This is a genomic window from Paracoccus aestuariivivens (assembly GCF_009711225.1).
GTDB lineage: Bacteria > Pseudomonadota > Alphaproteobacteria > Rhodobacterales > Rhodobacteraceae > Paracoccus > Paracoccus aestuariivivens.
In genome coordinates this window covers 20,154-40,209 of sequence record NZ_WMIE01000018.1, presented here as the reverse complement: position 1 = coordinate 40,209, position 20,056 = coordinate 20,154, and the positions used below count along the sequence as shown (strand labels likewise).

The 20,056-nt window shown below is 61.5% G+C and carries 18 protein-coding genes; 9 read left to right on the top strand and 9 right to left on the bottom strand.

Annotation, left to right across the window (positions count from 1 at the left end; all coding sequences use genetic code 11):
• Positions 1–43: 43 nt before the first annotated feature.
• Together GL286_RS18270 and GL286_RS18265 are read left to right on the top strand one after the other, a co-directional pair.
• The gene (locus tag GL286_RS18270) at positions 44–1,765 is read left to right on the top strand and encodes an MFS transporter (protein ID WP_343038934.1); all 1,722 of its coding nucleotides are present in this window, start codon (positions 44–46) and stop codon (positions 1,763–1,765) included.
• A gap of 57 nt (positions 1,766–1,822) precedes the next feature.
• Positions 1,823–2,188 carry a response regulator transcription factor gene (locus GL286_RS18265; RefSeq protein ID WP_155097009.1) on the top strand — a complete coding sequence of 122 codons (366 nt, stop codon included), beginning with the start codon at positions 1,823–1,825 and terminating at the stop codon, positions 2,186–2,188.
• Between the two features lie 51 nt (positions 2,189–2,239).
• Here GL286_RS18265 and GL286_RS18260 read toward each other — a convergent pair whose 3' ends face one another.
• The 5 genes from GL286_RS18260 to GL286_RS18240 all read right to left on the bottom strand — a co-directional run bounded on the left by GL286_RS18260 (position 2,240) and on the right by GL286_RS18240 (position 7,818).
• Positions 2,240–3,250: an oligopeptide/dipeptide ABC transporter ATP-binding protein gene (locus GL286_RS18260; protein ID WP_155097008.1), complete on the bottom strand. Its 1,011-nt coding sequence runs from the start codon at positions 3,248–3,250 to the stop codon at positions 2,240–2,242.
• A complete protein-coding gene (locus tag GL286_RS18255; RefSeq protein WP_155097007.1) occupies positions 3,240–4,289 on the bottom strand; it encodes an oligopeptide/dipeptide ABC transporter ATP-binding protein in 1,050 nt (349 codons plus the stop codon). The genes GL286_RS18260 and GL286_RS18255 overlap by 11 nt, the downstream gene beginning before the upstream one ends.
• A 1-nt stretch (position 4,290) precedes the next feature.
• Entirely contained in the window at positions 4,291–5,214 is a 924-nt protein-coding gene (locus GL286_RS18250; RefSeq protein ID WP_155097006.1) for an ABC transporter permease subunit, read from the bottom strand.
• A gap of 3 nt (positions 5,215–5,217) precedes the next feature.
• The gene (oppB, locus tag GL286_RS18245) at positions 5,218–6,135 is read right to left on the bottom strand and encodes an oligopeptide ABC transporter permease OppB (RefSeq protein ID WP_155097005.1); all 918 of its coding nucleotides are present in this window, start codon (positions 6,133–6,135) and stop codon (positions 5,218–5,220) included.
• A 72-nt stretch (positions 6,136–6,207) separates the two neighbouring features.
• Positions 6,208–7,818: a peptide ABC transporter substrate-binding protein gene (locus GL286_RS18240; protein WP_246185020.1), complete on the bottom strand. Its 1,611-nt coding sequence runs from the start codon at positions 7,816–7,818 to the stop codon at positions 6,208–6,210.
• Positions 7,819–7,960: 142 nt separating this feature from the next.
• Between GL286_RS18240 and cobU the strand changes: the two genes are divergently transcribed.
• The 5 genes from cobU to GL286_RS18215 all read left to right on the top strand — a co-directional run bounded on the left by cobU (position 7,961) and on the right by GL286_RS18215 (position 12,805).
• Positions 7,961–8,494, top strand: a complete 534-nt coding sequence (gene cobU, locus GL286_RS18235) for a bifunctional adenosylcobinamide kinase/adenosylcobinamide-phosphate guanylyltransferase (protein WP_155097004.1) — start codon at positions 7,961–7,963, stop codon at positions 8,492–8,494.
• On the top strand, positions 8,491–9,447 hold the full coding sequence (cobT, locus tag GL286_RS18230; RefSeq protein ID WP_155097003.1) for a nicotinate-nucleotide--dimethylbenzimidazole phosphoribosyltransferase: 957 nt from the start codon (positions 8,491–8,493) through the stop codon (positions 9,445–9,447). Before cobU ends, cobT begins: the two co-directional genes overlap by 4 nt.
• Positions 9,440–10,225 (top strand): adenosylcobinamide-GDP ribazoletransferase, encoded by a 786-nt coding sequence (gene cobS / locus GL286_RS18225; RefSeq protein WP_246185019.1) that lies wholly within the window; start codon positions 9,440–9,442, stop codon positions 10,223–10,225. The genes cobT and cobS overlap by 8 nt, the downstream gene beginning before the upstream one ends.
• A gap of 103 nt (positions 10,226–10,328) precedes the next feature.
• Positions 10,329–10,949 (top strand): TRAP transporter small permease subunit, encoded by a 621-nt coding sequence (locus GL286_RS18220; protein WP_155097001.1) that lies wholly within the window; start codon positions 10,329–10,331, stop codon positions 10,947–10,949.
• Positions 10,946–12,805 carry a TRAP transporter large permease gene (locus GL286_RS18215; protein WP_155097000.1) on the top strand — a complete coding sequence of 620 codons (1,860 nt, stop codon included), beginning with the start codon at positions 10,946–10,948 and terminating at the stop codon, positions 12,803–12,805. Before GL286_RS18220 ends, GL286_RS18215 begins: the two co-directional genes overlap by 4 nt.
• Positions 12,806–12,862: 57 nt before the next feature.
• Here the strand turns inward: GL286_RS18215 and GL286_RS18210 are convergent, their stop codons facing one another.
• Together GL286_RS18210 and GL286_RS18205 are read right to left on the bottom strand one after the other, a co-directional pair.
• Positions 12,863–13,960: a TRAP transporter substrate-binding protein gene (locus GL286_RS18210; protein ID WP_155096999.1), complete on the bottom strand. Its 1,098-nt coding sequence runs from the start codon at positions 13,958–13,960 to the stop codon at positions 12,863–12,865.
• A 115-nt stretch (positions 13,961–14,075) separates the two neighbouring features.
• Positions 14,076–15,200 (bottom strand): TRAP transporter substrate-binding protein, encoded by a 1,125-nt coding sequence (locus GL286_RS18205; protein ID WP_155096998.1) that lies wholly within the window; start codon positions 15,198–15,200, stop codon positions 14,076–14,078.
• A 206-nt stretch (positions 15,201–15,406) separates the two neighbouring features.
• Here GL286_RS18205 and nrdR point away from each other — a divergent pair, with 206 nt between their 5' ends.
• Complete coding sequence (nrdR, locus tag GL286_RS18200; RefSeq protein ID WP_155096997.1) at positions 15,407–15,871, top strand: transcriptional regulator NrdR; 465 nt, start codon at positions 15,407–15,409, stop codon at positions 15,869–15,871.
• A 14-nt stretch (positions 15,872–15,885) separates the two neighbouring features.
• On the top strand, positions 15,886–16,863 hold the full coding sequence (ribD, locus tag GL286_RS18195; RefSeq protein ID WP_155097034.1) for a bifunctional diaminohydroxyphosphoribosylaminopyrimidine deaminase/5-amino-6-(5-phosphoribosylamino)uracil reductase RibD: 978 nt from the start codon (positions 15,886–15,888) through the stop codon (positions 16,861–16,863).
• On the opposite strand, the gene GL286_RS18190 is transcribed toward ribD, so the two are convergent.
• On the bottom strand, positions 16,860–18,854 hold the full coding sequence (locus GL286_RS18190; protein ID WP_170295290.1) for a capsular polysaccharide biosynthesis protein: 1,995 nt from the start codon (positions 18,852–18,854) through the stop codon (positions 16,860–16,862). The two genes, ribD and GL286_RS18190, sit on opposite strands and share 4 nt — an antisense overlap.
• Positions 18,855–18,858: 4 nt before the next feature.
• Positions 18,859–19,962, bottom strand: coding sequence for a polysaccharide biosynthesis/export family protein (locus GL286_RS18185; protein ID WP_155097033.1), 1,104 nt, complete (start codon positions 19,960–19,962; stop codon positions 18,859–18,861).
• Positions 19,963–20,056 lie beyond the last annotated feature (94 nt).

Here is a 20,056-nt window from a genome sequence, read left to right as displayed (position 1 = left end):
GGCGGGTGTTCGCTCACGTCCCATGACGTCGGAAGAGAAGAAGGTGATCCTGGCCTCATCGGCTGGCACCATCTTCGAATGGTATGATTTCTACCTGTACGGCTCGCTCGCGGCGATCATCGGCGCGCAGTTCTTCACCTCGTTCCCGGAAGCGACCCGGAACGTTTTCGCGCTGCTGGCATTTGCCGCGGGCTTCATCGTTCGTCCTTTCGGCGCGCTGGTCTTCGGCGCGATGGGCGACCTGATCGGCCGGAAATACACCTTCCTCGCCACGATCCTGATCATGGGCTTCTCGACCTTTCTGGTCGGTCTGCTTCCCGGTTATGCCAGCTGGGGCGTTGCCGCGCCGATCATCCTGATCGTGCTGCGCATGGCGCAGGGTCTGGCCTTGGGCGGCGAATACGGCGGCGCAGCGGTCTATGTGGCCGAACATGCGCCCGCCAATCAGCGAGGTTACTTCACCTCGTTCATCCAGACCACGGCAACGCTGGGTCTGCTGCTGTCGCTGGTCGTGATCCTGCTGGTGCAGGGCTATGTCAACGGCAACTGGGAGCCGACGCCGGTTCTGGACGCGGCCGGTGCGGCGGTCCTGAACGCGGATGGCACGCCCAAGATGATCAAGGCCTTTGATCTGTGGGGCTGGCGGATTCCGTTCCTCGGCTCGATCTTCCTGCTGGCGATCTCGTTGTATATCCGGCTGCAAATGAACGAGAGCCCGGCCTTCAAAAAGATGAAGGAAGAAGGCGCGCAGTCGAAAGCCCCGCTGAAAGAGGCCTTCGGCACCTGGAAAAACGGCAAGATCGCCCTGATCGCCCTGCTGGGTCTGACCGCCGGTCAGGCTGTGGTCTGGTATTCGGGTCAGTTCTACGCGCTGTTCTTCATCCAGAACGTCATCAAGGTGGACAGCTTCTCGGCCAACGTCTTCGTGGCATGGTCGCTGATCCTTGGTACCGGCGGCTTCATCTTCTTCGGCTCATTGTCGGATCGTATCGGGCGTAAGCCGATCATCCTTGGTGGTTGCCTTCTGGCCGCGATCACGTACTTCCCGGTTTTCCACGCGCTGACCAAAACCGCCAACCCGGCGCTTTATGCCGCGCAGCAAACTCCGGTGGTCGTGACGACCGATCTGTCGACCTGCTCGTTCCAGTTCAACCCGACGGGAACAGCCAAATTCACCTCGCCCTGCGATATCGCCAAGGCAACTCTGGCGAAATCCTCGGTGAACTACACGACCGTTGCCGGAACTCCGTCAAGCGGAGCCGAAATCAAGATCGGCGATACCGTGATCCCGTCCTATGACGCAGCCGCACTGAGCGGCACGGATCTGACGACTGCCAAATCGACGTTCGAAAAGGCCGTGGCCGAGGCGCTGAAGGCTGCCGGCTATCCGCTGACCGCCGAAAGCAACCTGACCGTCGCCAAGGCAAACCACTTCTTCGACATCTTCACCGGACAGAAGTTGGCGATCGTCGTGATCCTGACCTACCTGATCCTGCTGGTGACGATGGTTTATGGTCCGATTGCCGCCATGCTGGTCGAACTGTTCCCGACCCGTATCCGCTATTCCGGTCTATCGCTGCCCTATCATATCGGCAACGGCTGGTTCGGCGGTCTGCTTCCGGCGACCGCCTTCGCGATCTCGGCCCAGTCCGGCAACATCTATGCTGGTCTTTGGTACGCGATCATCGTCGCGGCGTGCACCGTGGTGATCGGAACGATCTTCGTCCCGAACGGCACGCATAAGAAAGACATCTTCGCGGATTGATGCGAGGTTGCGCCGGGTCCGGTCTCCGGGCCCGGCATTCCTGTCTAAAGGTGAATGATGGCGAATATCCTGATTGTCGAAGACGAGGACAATATCGCCGTCGCGCTCGAGTTCCTGCTGGGTCGTGCGGGTCACCATCACAAGCGGCTGGCAAGCGGGGCCGGAGCCTTGGACGAGATCCGTGTCAGTCGACCGGATCTTGTCCTGCTGGATGTCATGCTTCCCGATGTATCCGGATACCAGATCGTCGAAAAGCTGCGGGCCGATCCTGCCCTGCACGATGTCCGCGTTTTGATGATGACCGCCCGCGGATCTGTGGTCGAACGCAAGCGCGGGCTAGAGCTTGGAGCCGATGGCTTCATCGCAAAGCCGTTCGAATTGGCCGAACTCCGCGCCGAGATGGACCGGCTTCTGGCTAGCTGATCCGGTCCCGAAATGTCGAAGGCCCCCGTGCGGAATGGGGGCCTTTGTGATTCACGCGCTTCTGGCGACTTCCTCGGGTAGCAGGGCTCCGGGGAAATGACAGGCCGTCCGATGCCCTTCGCCCAATAATTCGGGCTTATGGGAAGCGCAAAGCTCTTGCGCGCGCGGGCAGCGGGTGCGGAAAACGCAGCCCGAAGGCGGGTTCATCGGTGAGGGCAACTCGCCCCGCAACGGGATCATCCGCTTGTTGCGTTCAAGTTGCGGATCAGGGATCGGAACCGCAGAAAGCAACGCTTGGGTATATGGATGTTGCGGCTCTGCATAAAGCGACTCGGCCTCGGCCAGTTCCATCACGCGACCCAGATACATCACCAACACCCGGTCGCTGATATGCTTCACCACCGACAGGTCATGCGCGATGAAGATCAACGCCAGCCCCAGATCGCGCTGCAATTCCGCCAGCAGGTTGATGACCTGCGCCTGAATAGACACGTCCAGCGCCGAGACCGGCTCATCGCAGATCACCAGCTTCGGCTGCACGATCAGCGCCCGCGCGATGCCGATGCGTTGGCATTGCCCGCCGCTGAACTCATGCGGATAGCGGTTGATCTGGTTCGGCAGCAGGCCGACCCGGTCCATCATGTCCTTGACGCGGCGTTTGACCTCGTCGCGCGACAGGCCCTTGTGATGGGTGGTCAGCGGTTCCGCGATGATCTGGCCCACGGTCATGCGCGGGTTCAGGCTCGCCAGCGGGTCTTGGAAGACCATCTGGATCTCGCTGCGATATTTCAGCATCTTTCGCGGCGACAGGCCGATCAGATTGGTGCCGTCTTGCCATTTCGCCTGACCGGTGGCCGGAACGAGGCCGATCAGCGCCCGCGCCAATGTCGATTTTCCGGAACCGGATTCGCCGACAATGCCCAAAGTCTCGCCCGGCATCAGGTCGAAATCGACCCCGCCCACCGCGTGAAGAAGGCGCGGCGGCGTCCAAGGCATCCCGCCCGAGGGCAGTTCAAAGGTCACGCGCAGATCGCGCGCCGAGATCAGAGGCTTAGTGGTCATGGGCGCTCTCCTGCATCTCGTCCAGATCGGCGGCGGCGGGCTCGGGCAGGTCGGGTTGCGGCGCATGGCCCTTGCGCACCACGTCCAGCGAGGCATAGCAGGCCCGCTCGCGGCCAGGCGCGAAGGCGTCCAGCGGCGGCATCGCCTGACCGCAGACCGGCATGACATAGGCGCAGCGCGGGGCAAAGGGACAGCCCGCCGGCGGATGGGTCATATTGGGCGGGCTTCCGGGAATGGCCGAAAGCTGGTCGCCCTTTTGATCCACACGCGGGATCGCGGCCAGCAACCCTTGGGTATAGGGGTGCGCCGGATCGGCAAAGATCGGATCGACCGGGGCGCGCTCCATGATGCGGCCGCCATACATGACCATGACGCGTTCGCAGGAACCGGCAACAACGCCCAGATCATGGGTGATCAGGATCATCGCCATGCCGAATTCGCGTTGCAGATCGGCCATGAGTTCCATGATCTGGGCCTGAACGGTCACGTCCAAAGCCGTCGTCGGCTCATCGGCGATCAGCAGATCGGGGCGGCACAGCAGCGCCATGGCGATCATCACCCGCTGCCGCATCCCGCCCGAAAACTCATGCGGATACAGCCGGATACGACCCTTGGCATCGGGGATCTTCACCGCGTCCAGCATCCGGGCGGATTCCGCCACGGCCTGCGTTTTGCCCATGCCCTTATGCAGCATCAGGACCTCGGCCATCTGGTCCGAGACCCGCATATAGGGGTTCAGGCTGGTCATCGGGTCTTGGAAGACCATCGCAATGCGCTCGGCCCGGATCTTGTTCAGAAGGGGCGCCGGGGCGTTCAGGATCTCGGCCCCGTCGAAACGGACCGAGCCAGTGGCCCGGCCATTCCGCGCAAGCAGTCCCATGATCGAGAAGGCCAGCTGCGATTTGCCCGAGCCGGATTCGCCGACGATGCCCAGCGTCTCACCACGGGCCACGTCCAGATTGATCCCATTGACCGCCGAGACCTCGCCATCGGTGGTGGCGAAGCGCACGTTCAGGTCGCGGATTTGAAGCAGGCTCATCTCAGCGATCCTTCGGGTCAAGGGCGTCACGCAAGCCGTCGCCAACGAAGAAGAAGGCGAAAAGCGTGATGCAGAAGAAGAACAGCGGGAAGATCAGCTGCCAAAGCGTGCCATAGTTCATCGTGCCCGCGCCCTCGGAAATCAGCGCCCCCCATGAGGTCAGCGGTTCTTGCACGCCAAGGCCAAGGAAGCTGATGAAGCTTTCCGACAGGATCATCAGCGGCACCAGCAGCGTCGCATAGACCGCGACGACGCCCAGAAGGTTCGGGACGATATGGCGGATGATGATCTTCCATCCCGGCACGCCGGTGGCACGCGCAGCCTCGATGAATTCTCGGTTCTTTAGGCTAAGGGTTTGACCTCGAACGATTCTGGACATTTCCAGCCATGAGATCAGGCCAATGCCCAGAAACAGCATGGACATGGACCGGCCAAAGATGACCAGCAGCAGGATCAGGACGAACATATAAGGAATGGCCAGCAGGATATCGACCGTGCGCATCATGATCGCATCGGTGCGTCCGCCGACATATCCGGCAGTTGCGCCGTAAAGCGTGCCGACAATGACCGCGATGCCTGCGCCGATCAGACCGACCATCAGCGACACCTGCGTGCCCTGCACGGTGCGCGAGAACAGGTCGCGCCCCAGATCGTCGGTGCCGAAATAATGGCCGTTGGCGAAGCTGGGCATGCCCATCGTGGCGGCATTGCCCATGACCTCGAAGTCCATTTCCTCATTCGACCAAGCGGCGATGGAATTGCCGAAGATCGCGAACAGCGCGACAAGGATCAGCACGACAAGGCTGATCATCGCGGCCTTGTTCCTGCGAAAGCGGCGGCGGGCATCGGCCCATGGGCTCCGGCCCTTGACCTCGGCCTCAGTCATGCGCGCGGCGAGGGATTGCATCTGTTGAGTGTCGATCATGGTTTAGTACCTGATCTTGGGGTCGATCCATGCGTAAAGCACGTCCACCACGAGACTGAAAAGAATGGTCAGCGCACCGACAAGGATGGTGATCCCCATCATCACCGCATAGTCGCGGTTCAGCGCCGAATCGACGAAGCTGCGCCCGATGCCGCCGGTCGAGAAATAGATGTCGACCACGACCGAGCCAGTGATCATCGTCACGAATGCCGGACCAAGATAGCTGATCACCGGCAGCAGCGCCGGTTTCAGCGCGTGGCGCAGGATGACCTTGCTTTCCGACAGGCCCTTGGCGCGGGCGGTGCGGATATGGTTCGAGCCCAGCACTTCAAGCATCGAGGACCGCGTGATCCGCGCGATCGAGGCCATGAAGCTGGTCGAAAGCGCCACGACCGGCATGATCCAGAAGATCGGCCCGCCCCAGCCGCCGCCGGGCAACCAGCCCAGCCACAGCGTAAAGACCAGCACAAGGATCGGCGCCATCACGAAATTCGGCAACACCTGCGCGCCGATCGAGGTGCCGACGGCAAGGTAATCGACCCATGTGTTTTGCCGGATCGCCGCTGTGACGCCCAGCGAGACGCCGACGACCACTGCCGCGACAAAGGCGATGCCGCCATAGGTCAGCGTGACCGGGAAGCCCGCCGCGATGATCTGGTTCACCGTGCGGTCGGGATAGACAAAGCTGGGGCCGAAATCGAAATGCGCGACGATGCCCCAGACGTAGTTCACGATCTGACGCCATAAAGGCTCATCCAGACCGTATTTGGCGTTCAGGTTCGCGATGATCTGCGGGGGCAGGGCGCGTTCCTGCGTGAAGGGGCCGCCAGGGGCCGCGTGCATCAGCAGGAAGGAAAGGACGATGAGCAAAAGCAACGTCGGAATGGCGACAGCAAGTCGCCTCAGGATAAATCCGAACATGTTCAGGTTCCCGCGTAAGGTGCCGGACAGTTTCGGCAGGGCGGCCCCGTTTCGGGGGCCGCCGCCAAAAGCTTACTTCTCGATCCGGTAGATGTCTTTGGCGAGCCAGTCGTTCATGACGTTCTCGGTCGGCAGGCCCTTGATCACATCGCTGATCATATCGACCTTGGCATATTGATAGATCGGGACCAGCGGCATTTCCTCGGCGATGATCTTTTCAGCCGCGGTATATTGGACATTCGGGTCCGCTGCGGTCTTCGACTCGTCCAGCAACTTGTCGAACTCGGCATTCTTGAACTTGCCGTAGTTCATCCCGGTCGAGCGGAAGTAATCGAGGAAGGTCGAGGCCTCGTTATAATCCGCACACCATGCGTAGCGGGCCATTTCGAAATCCTGCGATTGCAGGCGGTCGGTATGGACCTTCCATTCGACGTTGTTCAGCTCGATCTGGACGCCAAGCTGCTTGTAGAACTGCTGGGCGGCGACGGCGATCTTCTTGTGGTTCTCGTCGGTATTATATTGCAGCACCAGCTTCAGCGGCTTGTCGGGGCCGTAGCCCGCCTCGGCCAGCAGGGCCTTGGCTTTCTCCAGACGCTCGGCCTGCGACCATGCGGCATAGTCGATTTCCGGCATCTGGAAGCCTTCGATCGCCCAATGGGTCCAGTTATAGGACGGCTTCTGGCCACCTTGCAGGATCTTGTCGACAACCACGTCGCGCTGCATCGCATAGGACAGGGCCTTGCGGACGCGCACGTCTTTCAGTGCCTCGGGGCCTTTGTCCGAGAGGTTGAACAGATAGCCATAGGAGCAGGAATAGGGGATCGAGATCGCCTGATCTGGGAATTCCTTTTCCAGCGACGGATATTGGCCCGCCGGGATCTGCACACGGTCAAGCTCGCCGGCCTTGTAGCGGGTCAGGGCGACGTTGTTGTCGTTCACCGTCAGGCCTTTGATATGCTCCATGACGACATTGGCGGCGTCCCAGTAATTCGGGTTCTTGTCCATGCTGATCTGGACGCCCAGATCGTGGCTGGTCAGGGTGAAGGCACCGTTGCCGACCAGCTTGCCCGCTTGGGTCCAGTTGTCGCCCTCGGCCTCGACGACCTTTTGCGGCACCGGGAAGGTCGAGCTATGCGTGACCATTTTCGGGAAATAGGGGGTTGGCGCGGTCAGTTTGACTTCCAGCGTGTGGTCGTCGACAGCCTTGATGCCCAGTTCTTCGGGCTTCTTCTCGCCCTTGACGACGGCGGGGGCGTTTTCGACGTTCATCAGTTCCATGAACCAGGCATATTCCGAGGCGGTGGCCGGATCGGCCAGACGACGCCAGCTGTAGACGAAGTCATTCGCGGTGACCGGATCGCCATTCGACCATTTCGCCTCGGGGCGCAGGTGGAAGGTATAGGTCAGCTTGTCATCCGACAGATCGAACTTGGTCGCGACGCCCGGAACCGGGGCGCCCTTGGCGTCCTCGTTCAACAGGCCCTCGAACAGCTGGCGGATCACGTCCGAGCCTTCGACGTCCGAGTTCTTGTGCGGGTCGGCGGTCTTGATCGCGTCGAGCAGCCAGAAAGTATAGCTTTGATCTGCGGCCAGTTTTTCACCGGCGGCGGGCTGAACGGCCAAAGCAGGCAGGGCAAGGCCCATGCTGAGTGCAGTAGTCAGGAACAGGCGGTTCAATTTCATGAGGGACCTCTCTGAAGTTGTTCTTGGCGCGTTGATCGGGGCGTTCACCCGCGCGCGATCTGCCAAGCTTGCGCGAAATCTGTCTGACAGCAAGCGCTGATTGCGACTTTTCGACCGAGGGTCATTGTGAAAGAAATGAACTATGAACAGCGAATCCCGCATTGTCATGGTCACCGGAGGCGCCCGCTCGGGGAAGTCGGCGCTTGCTGAATCAATGATTTCCCGCATTCCGGATCACCGCATCTACATCGCCACCGCCGAGGCTTGGGACGATGAAATGACGCAGCGTATCAAACTGCATCGTGATCGCCGCGCCGATGGATGGACGACACTGGAAGAGCCTATCGATCTGTCCGGAGCGTTGGCGCGCACCGATGACGGAAAAACCGTGCGTCTGATCGATTGCCTGACGTTGTGGCTGTCGAATGTGATGGCGCAAGGCGATCCCGGCCCGCATGTCGATGCACTATGCGCCCAGTTGCGCGCCCAGCATGGCCCCGTGGTTCTGGTCACCAACGAATTGGGCTTGGGGATTGTGCCCGATAACGCACTGGCGCGGAAATTTCGCGATCAGCATGGCTGGATGAACCAGGCCATAGCCGGTATTGCCGATGAGGTCTGGATGGCCGTCAGCGGCCTGTCGCTTCGCTTGAAACCGCAAAGAGAGACGTCTTGAAAATATTCGACGAATCGGCCGCCGCTGCCGCCCGCTCGCGTCAGGCGGAATTGACGAAACCGCCGGGGTCTCTGGGTAGGCTCGAGGAGCTTGCGATCTTCATGGCGGGTTGGCAGGGCCGTGAACGCCCGAAAATCGACCGCGCGCAGGCTTTAGTCTTTGCCGGCAATCACGGAGTCACCGCGCAGGGCGTGAATCCGTTCCCCGTCGAAGTTACCGCACAGATGGTCGCGAATTTCCGGAACGGTGGTGCTGCGATCAACCAGCTTTGCCGTGCTGCCGGTGCGGATCTGTCGGTTATTCCGCTTGAACTGGATCGTCCGACGGCAGATTTCACCCAAGGCATGGCGATGGAGGTTGCCGATCTGGTTACGGCTATCCAGACCGGCAAGGATGCCGTTGATCCGGAAGCCGATGTGATCATTCTCGGAGAAATGGGCATCGGCAATTCGACGGTTGCCGCGGCCTTGGCTGCCGCGACTTTCGGTGGCACTGCCGAGGACTGGGTCGGCCCCGGCACCGGCGCTGACGACCGGATTTTCGCCAACAAGATCCGCGCGGTGAATGCGGGATTGAAGCGTCACAAAGGGGCGGCGACAGCAGCTTCGATCCTTGGCTCGTTCGGCGGGCGCGAGCAGGCCGCCATTTGCGGCGCGGTGATCCGGTCGCGTGAACTCGGCATTCCGCTCATTCTGGACGGCTTCATTTGTTCGGCCGCTGCGGGGGTACTGTTGGTCAACGACGCCAATGCGTTGGATCATTGCCTGATCGGCCATGAAAGCGCCGAACCGGGCCATCGTCGCCTGATTGCGGTGATGAAGAAGTCTCCAGTGGTGACGCTGGACATGCGGCTGGGAGAGGGCTCCGGCGCGGCGGTCGCGCTGCTGATCCTGCGTGCGGCGCTTGAGTGCCATAATGGCATGGCGACCTTCGCCGAGGCTGGCATTGGTTGACCGCTGGGCCGAGGCCGTGACCGCTTTGGTCTGGCTGACGCGCTTGCCCTTGGGCAAATTCCTGCCCGCGCAGGTGCCGTCGCTATCCAAGGCGGCTTGGGCATTCCCGCTGGTCGGGCTTGTTCTCGGCGGCTGTGCCAGCGTGGCATTGCTGATTATGCACATGCTTGGATTACCGGCCGTAGTGGTGGCGATTGTCACGACCGGTTCGATGATCCTGCTGACCGGTGGCCTGCACGAGGACGGGCTGGCCGATTACGCCGATGGCTACGGCGGGGCCAACCGCGAGCGCAGCCTCGAGATCATGCGCGATTCACGGATCGGCAGCTACGGTGTGCTGTCTCTTGTTCTGGTCACCGGTCTCCGTATCGCCGCATTGGCAGCTTTGATCGAATCCTCGGTGACAATCGCGGCTTGCGCATTGATGGCCGCAGCGGTTTTTTCCCGTGTCGGAATGTCGGTCGCTCTGGCGCTGATGCCCGCAGCGCGACGCGACGGGCTGGGGCAGGCGGCGGGCCGAGCCTCGCGCGGGCAGGCGGCGGTGGCGCTGGTGATCGCCGCTATAAGTGTCATTTTGCTGTCAATATGGGCGAACGGCATACCACATCTTTGGGGGATTGCCGCCTTTTTCGGCGGTGCTGCGCAGGTCTGGCTGGCCCGTGGCGCACAGCGCAGGCTGGGCGGGCAGACTGGCGATGTGCTTGGCGCAATCCAGCAGATCGGAGAGGCAACCGTTCTGGCATTTCTGTCGGCCAAAGCCTTGGGTCCAGCCGCTTGACCGGCATTTGCCGTTCCGTCATACGAAAACACACAACGACCGGGTAGACCGGCGGCCGCGCCTTGAGGAAGGTGGCGGGAGGAGAAAAGGGGAGGTTTGACGCATGGGTGCCCTTTTGGGCCTGTCACGCGGTATAGATCGCGTTAACACCATCATTGGCCGAGGAGTGACCTGGCTGATCTTGGTAGCCGTTTTGGTCAGCGCCGGGAACGCCATCATCCGCAAGGTGATGAACACGTCCTCGAATTCGTGGCTTGAATTGCAATGGTATCTTTATGGCGCCGCCTTTCTGGGCGCAGCCGCCTATACCCTTAAAGAGAATGAACATATCCGCATCGACATCATCTACGGGATGTGGAGCCGCCGCCGTCAGCACTGGATCGACCTGATCGGCCATTGCCTGTTCCTGATGCCCTTCGTCACCTTGATGATCTATTTCCTGACCCCTTGGGTCATGCGCAGCTTCCGCAGCGGCGAGGTCTCGACCAACTCGGGCGGTCTGATCCTGTGGCCGGCCAAGGCGATGTTGCTGGCGGGTTTCATCCTGCTGTTTTTCCAGGGCATCTCGGAAATCATCAAGAAAATCGCCGTCATGCGTGGCGATATTCCCGATCCCAACCCCTTCGTCTCGCATCACGCCGCAGCCGCCCTTGAGGGCGAGGCCATGGCTCGCGACATGGAAGCCGCTCTGGACGACGATGCCAGCGGGGAGAACCGCAAATGATGGAACTTATCGCGCTGAACATGGCGCCGATCATGTTCGCATCGCTCATCGTATTCCTGCTGTTCGGCTATCCGGTCGCTTTCGCGTTGGCTGCGAACGGCTTGCTGTTCTTTGTCATCGGGGTCGAGCTTGCGCCGCTGTCCGGCGGCTCGATCAACCTTAGCTGGCCGCTGCTGAACGCCATGCCCGAAAGGCTATGGGGGGTGATGTCGAACGAGACATTGCTAGCCATTCCGTTCTTCACCTTCATGGGCATCGTCCTAGAGAAATCCGGCATGGCCGAGGACCTTCTGGACACGATCGGCCAGCTTTTCGGCCCGATCCGCGGCGGTCTGGCTTATGCCGTGATCATCGTGGGCGCGCTGCTTGCGGCAACAACCGGCGTCGTCGCGGCATCCGTTATCGCGATGGGTCTGATCTCGCTGCCGATCATGCTGCGTTACGGCTATGACCGGCGCATTGCTTCGGGGACCATCGCGGCCTCGGGGACATTGGCGCAGATCATCCCGCCCTCGCTGGTGCTGATCGTTCTGGCCGACCAGCTGGGCCGTTCGGTCGGTGACATGTACAAGGGCGCGATGTTGCCGGGCCTTGTGCTGACGGCGATGTATATCGGCTATATCTTCGTCATGTCGATCTTCCGGCCCAAGCTGATGCCTGCGCTGCCGAAAGAGGCCCGCACGCTGGGTTCCGGCGTCACATCGTTGTTTGTTGCTTTGGCGGCGACAGCGGCTGGCGGATATCTGGCTTTCAAATGGCTTTATCCGACGCATGGCAAGGATGCCGACATTCTGGCCCCCGCGCTGGCTATCATCGCGATCTATGTCGTGGCGTTGCTGGACAAGTCCCTGAAAATCAACGTGATGTCGCGTCTGGCGCAGCAGGTCATCATCGTGCTGATCCCGCCGCTGGCGCTGATCTTCCTTGTGCTGGGCACGATCTTCCTTGGCATTGCAACCCCTACCGAGGGTGGCGCGATGGGTGCCGTCGGTGCGCTGCTCCTGGCGGCCATCAAAGGCCGTCTGAACTATGACGTGGTCCGTCAGGCTTTGCTGGCCACGACGCGGCTATCGGCCTTTGTCATGTTCATCCTGATCGGGGCGCGAGTCTTCTCGCTGACCTTCTACGGCGTGAACGGGCATATCTGGGTCGAGCATCTGCTGACCTCGCTGCCGGGTGGCGAATATGGCTTCCTGATCGCGGTGTCGGTTCTGGTCTTCCTGCTGGCCTTCTTCCTCGACTTCTTCGAGCTGGCCTTCATCATCGTCCCGCTTCTGGCCCCCGCGGCCGAGGCGATGGGGATCGACCTGATCTGGTTCGGCGTCCTTCTGGGCGTGAACATGCAGACCAGCTTCATGCATCCGCCCTTCGGATTCTCGTTGTTTTTCCTGCGTTCGGTTGCCCCCAAGGCCCCGTATCAGGATAAGGTCACGGGCAAGATGATGGAGCCGGTGACCACGGGCCAGATCTACTGGGGCGCGGTTCCCTATGTCTGTATCCAGTTGGTGATGGTCGCGGTTGTGATGATCTTCCCCGGATTGGTCATGCACTATAAAGGCCCGCCGATCGACACCTCGAACGTCAAGATCGAGATCCCCGCAGGTGGCGGTCTGGGTGGCTTGGGCGGAGGCCTTGGCAATCCGTTCGGCGCGCCGGGAGCAGCCCCCGGAACGGCTCCGGGTGGTCTTGGTGGTCTGGGCGGAGTGCCGAATTTCGGCGCACCTGCACCTGCACCTGCACCTGCACCGACGCCCGCTCCGGCAGCGCCCGCGGCCGGTGGACTTGATCCGCTGGGTGGTCCGCTGGGTGGTCCGCCTCCGGGGCTTACGGCCCCGCCGGCCCAGCCTGCAAACTAGAACTGAAAAAGGCGGCTCTCGGGCCGCCTTTCTTTTTGCAACGCTCGCGGGGCTGGCTCAGATGCTGCCCTTCTGTTTCTGGATCATCATGTAGGTGTCGTAGGTGTAATCCGAGATCTGCTGGTACTGGAATGATTTGCCGCGGAACCCGATCATCGTATCAAGGATCTTCTTGAAGGTCGGGTTCTGGGCGCTGATTTCGGCATAGACCTCGTTGCTGGCTTTCAGACCGGCATCCATGATCGCCTCGGACATGGGGCGAAGCTGCGCACCCGCACCGACCAGCCGCAGCAGTGCGTCAGGGTTTTTCCAGTCGTAATTCGCCATCATGTCGCAAGTCACAGCCTGCGAGGCCACCTTCAGGGCCACGCGATAGGACTCGGGCAGGTCGTTCCATGCCTTGAGGTTGAACATCGCATGAAGCGTCGCGCCGCCTTCCCACCAGCCGGGATAATAGTAATAGGGCGCGACCTTGACGAAGCCCAGTTTGTCGTCGTCATAGGGACCGACCCATTCCACCGCGTCGATCGTGCCCTTCTCCAGCGCGGCATAGATGTCGCCGCCGGGGATGTTCTGGGGCACAACGCCCAGCTTCTCCATGATCTTGCCGGCAAAGCCGCCGATCCGCATCTTGAGGCCCTTGAGATCCTCGGCGGTGTTGATTTCCTTGCGATACCAGCCGCCCATCTGCGCGCCGGTATTGCCCAGCGGCAGGCCATACAGGTTCTGCGTGGCATAGAATTCGTTCATCATGTCATTGCCGCCGCCGTAATAGAACCATGCGTTCTGCTGGCGGGGGTTCAGACCAAAGGGAATGGCGGTCGGCAGCGCCCAGACGGGATCCTTGCCCCAGTAGTAATAGGAAGATGTATGCGCCGCCTCGACCGTGCCTTCGGCCACGGCATCCGCCGCCTGCAATCCGCCGACGATCTCGCCGGGGGCGAAGACCTGAATCTCGAAGTTGCCGTCGGTCATGCCGCGCACATATTCGGCCAGCGTGACTGCGCCCTGATGGATAGTATCGAGCGATTTCGGATAGCTCGATGTCATGCGCCACTGCACCTTCGGTGCGGTTTGCGCGATGGCGGGTGCTGCAAGGGTGCCCGCCGCAACCGAGCCTACTGCGCTGGCGCGCAGGAAAGAACGTCTGTCCATTTGTCTCCTCCTCTGGAACGGGCCGAGAATAGCGGCGGCCATGCAGGTGGGGAAGACATGAAAACGCCGCCGAAGGCCAAGGCCACGGCGGCGTTAATGTAGTATATTCAGGCGATTACAGCATGTTGTTGCGCTGTTGGATCATCATGAACGTATCATAGGTGTATTCGGCGGTCTGGTTGTACAGATACCAGTTCGCGCGCGATTCCTTGATCGAGTCCCAGATCTTCTTGAAGCCAGGGTTCGAGGCGTCGAGCTCGGTATAGACCTCGTTTGCGGCCTTGTAGCAGGCGTCCAGAATCTCCTGGCTGAACGGACGCAGTTGTGCACCTGCGGCGACCAGTTCCTTCAGCGCGATCGGGTTCAGGTGATCGTATTTCTGAAGCATGTTCGCGTCGGTGGCCTGCGCGGCGGTGTGCAGCAGCGACTTGTAGTGTTCGGGCAGCGCCTCGTATTTGTCCTTGCCGAAGAAGAAGTGGACGGTCGGGCCGCCTTCCCACCAGCCGGGGTAGTAGTAATAGGGCGCGACCTTGTAGAAGCCCAGCTTCTGGTCGTCATAGGGGCCAACCCATTCGGAAGCGTCGATGGTGCCTTTTTCCAGCGCCGGATAGATGTCGCCGCCAGCGATCTGTTGTGGAACCGCACCAAGACGCTCAAGCACTTTGCCAGCGAAGCCGCCGACGCGGATCTTCAGACCCTTGATGTCGTCTACGGTGTTGATTTCCTTGCGGAACCAGCCACCCATCTGAGCGCCGGTATTACCGCCCGGAAGGCCGAAGATGTTATATTTGGCAAGGAATTCGTTATACAGGTCAATGCCGCCACCGTGGTACTGCCACGCGTTATGCGCGCGAGCCGACATGGCGAACGGAACGGCAGCACCCAGCGCGAAGGTCGGGTCTTTGCCCCAGCTGTAATAGCCGACGGTGTGGCAGGCCTCGACGGTGCCATCCGTCACGGCGTCTTGCGCCTGCAGGCCGGGGACCAGTTCGCCCGCTGCGAACACCTGGATCTGGAATTTGCCGCCCGTCGCTTCCGACAGGTATTTCGACAGGACTTCCGCGCCGCCATAGATCGTGTCCAGAGACTTCGGGAACGACGAGGCCAGACGCCATTTCACTTCCGGCATTTCCTGCGCGATCGCAGGAGCGGCAAGGGCTGCGCCGGCTGCGGCGGTCGCACCGCCGACCGCTGCGCGAGTCAGAAAGCTGCGCCGGTCGAATTTGCTGTTTTTGTTCATAGTTTCCTCCGCGTTGGTCAGCCTCTCCTGGCGGCTGACGTCGGCATGTTGCACGGGGCGGACCGTTGTGTCGAGATGCTGCGCAAGTAAATTGCGCGACATTCACAAATGAGCCTTGGCTTATCTTGTAGCTCGATCTGTGGGCTACCCAAGCTGTTATGGTATGCCTATAGTGGCTGAGGTTCGGGCTAAATTGAGGACAAGGGATGCGCTGTCCGTTCTGCGGAAATGTGGACACCCAGGTTAAGGATTCGCGTCCTGCCGAAGACAATGTCGCCATTCGTCGCCGCCGGTTTTGTCCGGCCTGTGGCGGGCGCTTCACCACCTATGAGCGCGTCCAGCTTCGCGATCTGGTGGTCGTCAAGACCAGCGGCAGGCGCGAGGATTTCGATCGCACCAAACTCGAGCGTTCGATTCGCATCGCGATGCAGAAACGACCGATCGATCCCGAGCGCATCGACCAGATGATCTCGGGGATCGTGCGGCGGCTGGAAAGCATGGGCGACACGGATATCCCGTCGAAGGTGATCGGCGAGATTGTCATGGAGACGCTCGCCCGTATCGACACGGTGTCGTATGTCCGTTTTGCCAGCGTTTACAAAAACTTCCAGGCGGCGGACGATTTCGACAAGTTTGTCTCGGAACTGCGGCCCGGCCCGTTGGAAGAGTGAACGACCCGCGTCATATGGATCACGCGCTGACCCTGGCGGCGCGTGGTTTGGGCAATACATGGCCCAATCCCGCTGTCGGCTGCGTGATCGAACGCGATGGCAGGGTGCTGGGTCGCGGTTGGACTCAACCCGGCGGCAGACCCCATGCGGAAGTGATGGCCTTGGCGCAGGCGGGCGATGCGGCCCGAGGTGCTACCGCCCATGTGACGCTTGAGCCATGCGCGCATTACGGCAAGACACCGCCCTGTGCCGAGGCGCTGATCAGGTCAGGGATAGCGAAGGTTGTCGTCGCGATCACCGATCCTGATCCGCGAGTCTCGGGCCGCGGCATTGCGATGCTGGAATCGGCGGGGATTTCGGTCATTCAAGGCGTGCGCGCGGCGCAGGCGCGCGAGCAGCAGCGCGGCTTCTTGACGCGCATCACCCAAGGTCGGCCGATGCTGACCCTGAAGCTGGCGAACAGCTTTGATGGCCGGATCGCCACGGCATCGGGGGACAGCCAATGGATCACCGGACCCGAAGCGCGGCGTCACGTCCACGCGCTGCGGCTGGCCCATGATGCCGTTATGGTAGGCGGCGGCACTGCGAGGGCCGATTTGCCCGCGTTGAATGTGCGGGGAATGGGATCGGTGCGGCAGCCGGTGCGGATCGTCGTCTCCTCGCAAGACCTGCCCGAACTTCCCGCCGAGGGTCGCGACTTTGGGCCGTTATGGCAGGTCGGTGGCGAGCCTGCCGTCTTCATGGCCGAACTTGGTGCCAAGGGCCTGACGCGCGTCTTTTGTGAAGGCGGCGGAGTCCTTGCCGCCAGTCTGATGCGCGCGGGGCTGGTTGACCAGTTGATCGGCTACACGGCTGGCGTGGTATTGGGGGGCGATGCCCGCCCCGCGATTGCGGCGATGGAGCTTGGTCGTCTGGCAGAGGCACGCCGCTTCCGGCTGGTCGAACACCGACGGATCGGCGCGGATGTGATGCATCGCTGGCTGCGCGACTAGCGCCGCCAAAGCCATGCATAGCTGCTGAGCGCGCCCTGAGCCTTGGCCAGAATCCGCAAAGCCGGACTGCCACGAAGATTCTGGTCGGGATTTGCCAGACGTTCGACCGCGATCTCGGGCGGGCAGGGCAGGTCGCTGATCGGATCATGATAGCGCGGATAGCTGATTAGTGCGGCATGGACCAAACGGTTCAGGTCGGCCTTGGCCTTGCGGCGGGCGGGCACCGGACCAAGATCACGGGTCAGCCCCCAACCGGCGTAGAACGGAGCCCCGAGGGTAGTGACCTTGAGGCCCCGCAAAAGCGCCTCGAAACCAAGGGTCGATGTGATCGTCCAGACTTCGTCAACCTCGGCCATCAGGCTGGCGGCGCTGCTGTGACGGGCCACGACATCAGCCAAGCGTTGCAAATCGGAATTCGTGATAAGCCCGGGGCGAAGGCCGGCCTCGACGTCGGGATGCGGTTTGTAGATCAGCACAGCATCGGGATTTTCGGCCCGAACCCGTTCCAGCAAGGCCAGATTCGTGCGCTCTGTTCCGGCGCCCAGACGGATCGAGGCGTCGTCCTCGACCTGACCCGGCACAAGGATGCGATGGCCGTTGGGAAGGCGCGGCAAATCTCCGGTCAGATTGTATTTTGTCACTCCGGATGCGGTCAGGGCTTGCGCCAGGTTTGCGGCACGGACCGCTCCCTGTGGGGGAAGATCGCTGTCCATGGTCCGCTCGAAGCGACTTTCGCGGGTGGGGTCGTAATAGATCCCCAGATCATCCGCGACCAGCGATAGCGGCGGGACCAGTGCCGCGCCAAGACCGCGAGAGCGCAGGAATCCGTCCTCGACCCGAATGGCCTGCGGAACCTGATCGGCCTTGCCTGCCCAAGCCAGCGTAACCTGTTCCGACGCGGTATTTGTGAACCGCACGCCCTTGCCGCCGCCGAACACCCGCGCAAGCGAGGGGCGTTTCCAGAGCCGCATCCCGAAGGCCAGATGGCCATTGTGATCCTGTCGCCATGCCTTTGCCTCGGCCTCGATCTGGCGCAGGGCGCCCTCGAAGTCGGTCAGGCGGTCGCCGCAGGGATCGTACCAGACCGGAGCGATCAGATGGCTTGCTGCGAACAGTTGTTCGATGCTGGCTGGGTTTCGGCGGGCAAAGCGGTGCTGGTCCGACGAAAGCCCCCAACCGGCATAAAAAGGCTGGCCAAAGACGCGTGGCACATGACCCGCGAGCATGGCTTCATAGCCAAGCTGCGAGGACATGACATAGACCCGTTCGGCACCGCGAAGCAGGGCCCAGGGCGAGACGGGCGTGTCGCAGAACTCGTCGCCTTTCCGCAGGTCGGATGCAGTGAAGTGCCCCGGTCGCAGCCCAGACGCCGTTTCGGGATGGCTGCGGATGACAATGTGGCAGCCCGGATTTTCATCCCGCGCGGCCGCGAGCATGGTCAGGAAGGCGTCTCGATCTTGCCCGAGCAATGAGGCATCCCCGCGTGTCTGGTCGATGACCAGAACGTAACCGGCCTTGGGCGGCGGGACGCGTTCGAGATGGGCGTTGTATTTCGACACATCTGCCGCGATCAAACGCTGGATGGCACTGGCCGCGTCAGCTTGCCTCGAGATGGCATCTGTCGAGACGATGGTCTTTTCGATCAATGACGGTGTGTCGGGTCTGAAATGCAGGCCGACATCATCCAGAATCAATCCGATCGGGCCGCGCCGTGCCACGGAACCCTTTGCCCGCCCGGGCAGGATCGAACGCAGGAAAGCGTCCTCGATCCGGATGATGTGCGAGCCGGTGCGATGTGCAACGGCCTCGCCGCGCCATGCAGTCGGGCTTGCGCCCCAGACGCCAACGAGATCGTCGGACGCGGGTAGCCCGATCACCGGTCTGTAGCCCGACAGCGTCAGAATGCGACGCAGGCGTGGTTGTTTGAAAAAACCGCCGTTGAATACGAAAAGCCGCCGGAAATCTCCGGCGGCCTTATTGTCTATCCTCACGCTCTTAGAACCCGCTTTCGGTCGTGCGGATCTGGTTGACCGGAGCAAGGATGACGTTGAGCGTTTTGGTCCACTGAACCATCGGGGCCTCGGTTACATAGACCGTGTCGCCATCGCGGATCGTGAAGTCGCGTGCCATGAACATGCCGTCGGGCTTGGTCAGGTCAAGCACATAAGCGATGCGCTGGGTACCGTAGACATCGCTGCGGCCAAGAACGGCGCGCGCCACCGATTGAGGTTCGTCGCGCAGGACGAATACGCCCTTGGGGTCAGCCAGCGCGGTCAGTAGGCCGCCGACCATCGCCACGGCCTCGATCGCGCTGATCTGCTCGTTGCCCAGCGGAACCTTTGTCTGCCCGCCAAGCGCACCGAGTGCGGTGAAGCTGCGCTGGTCTTCTTCGACCAGAATGATGTCGCCCGGACGCAGCGCGATGTCGTTGCGCGAGCTGGAGTACAGGTCACGCAGCCAGACCTTGCCGGTTGCACCACCGCGTTTGACGGTGACAACGGCAACTTCGGGCTCGATCGAGACGCCACCTGCCTTCGACAACATGGCCGACAGGGTCCGGGTCGGACGCTCGATCGGGAAGACGCCCTGACCGTTCACCTTGCCCATGACGGAAACTGTCGCGCCGTCTCCGGCGATGCGGGTGACCGTGACTTGCGGGTCCGGTGTCTGGGTTTCCAGTTTTTGCGTGATGATGCGGCGCAATTCATCGGGACTGTTGCCAGCGGCGCGGATGCGACCGGCATAGGGCACGAAGATATAGCCTTGGCTGTCGACTTGCAGTTGCTGCAATTGCGTAGAACTGGAACCCATTGAGGCCAGAAGCCCGTCATCGACGTTTTCCCAGATCGACAGACCCAGAACGTCGCCGGGGCGGACTTCGTCGGCTCCGACCTGTCCGGCGGCCTGGAAATCCGAACCGAAGCCATAGGCTGGCGAATAGCTTGCCGCGCGGTTAACGCGGTCATCCACCATGACGACATGCGAGGAACCACCTTTTTCGATGGACCCGTCAAGAATCTGACCGCGGGTCGGTCCCGAGCGCGGCAGACCGCAAGCCGAGACGAAAACGACCGCTCCGATCACCGCGATTTGACCCATTCTACCGGCCCACGAGCGGCGCGAGCGTAAAGCTGCGTCACCGGCGGTGCGCGAAAAATTCAATGTGGTCAAGTTGTTACTCCTGTCTCTCGTC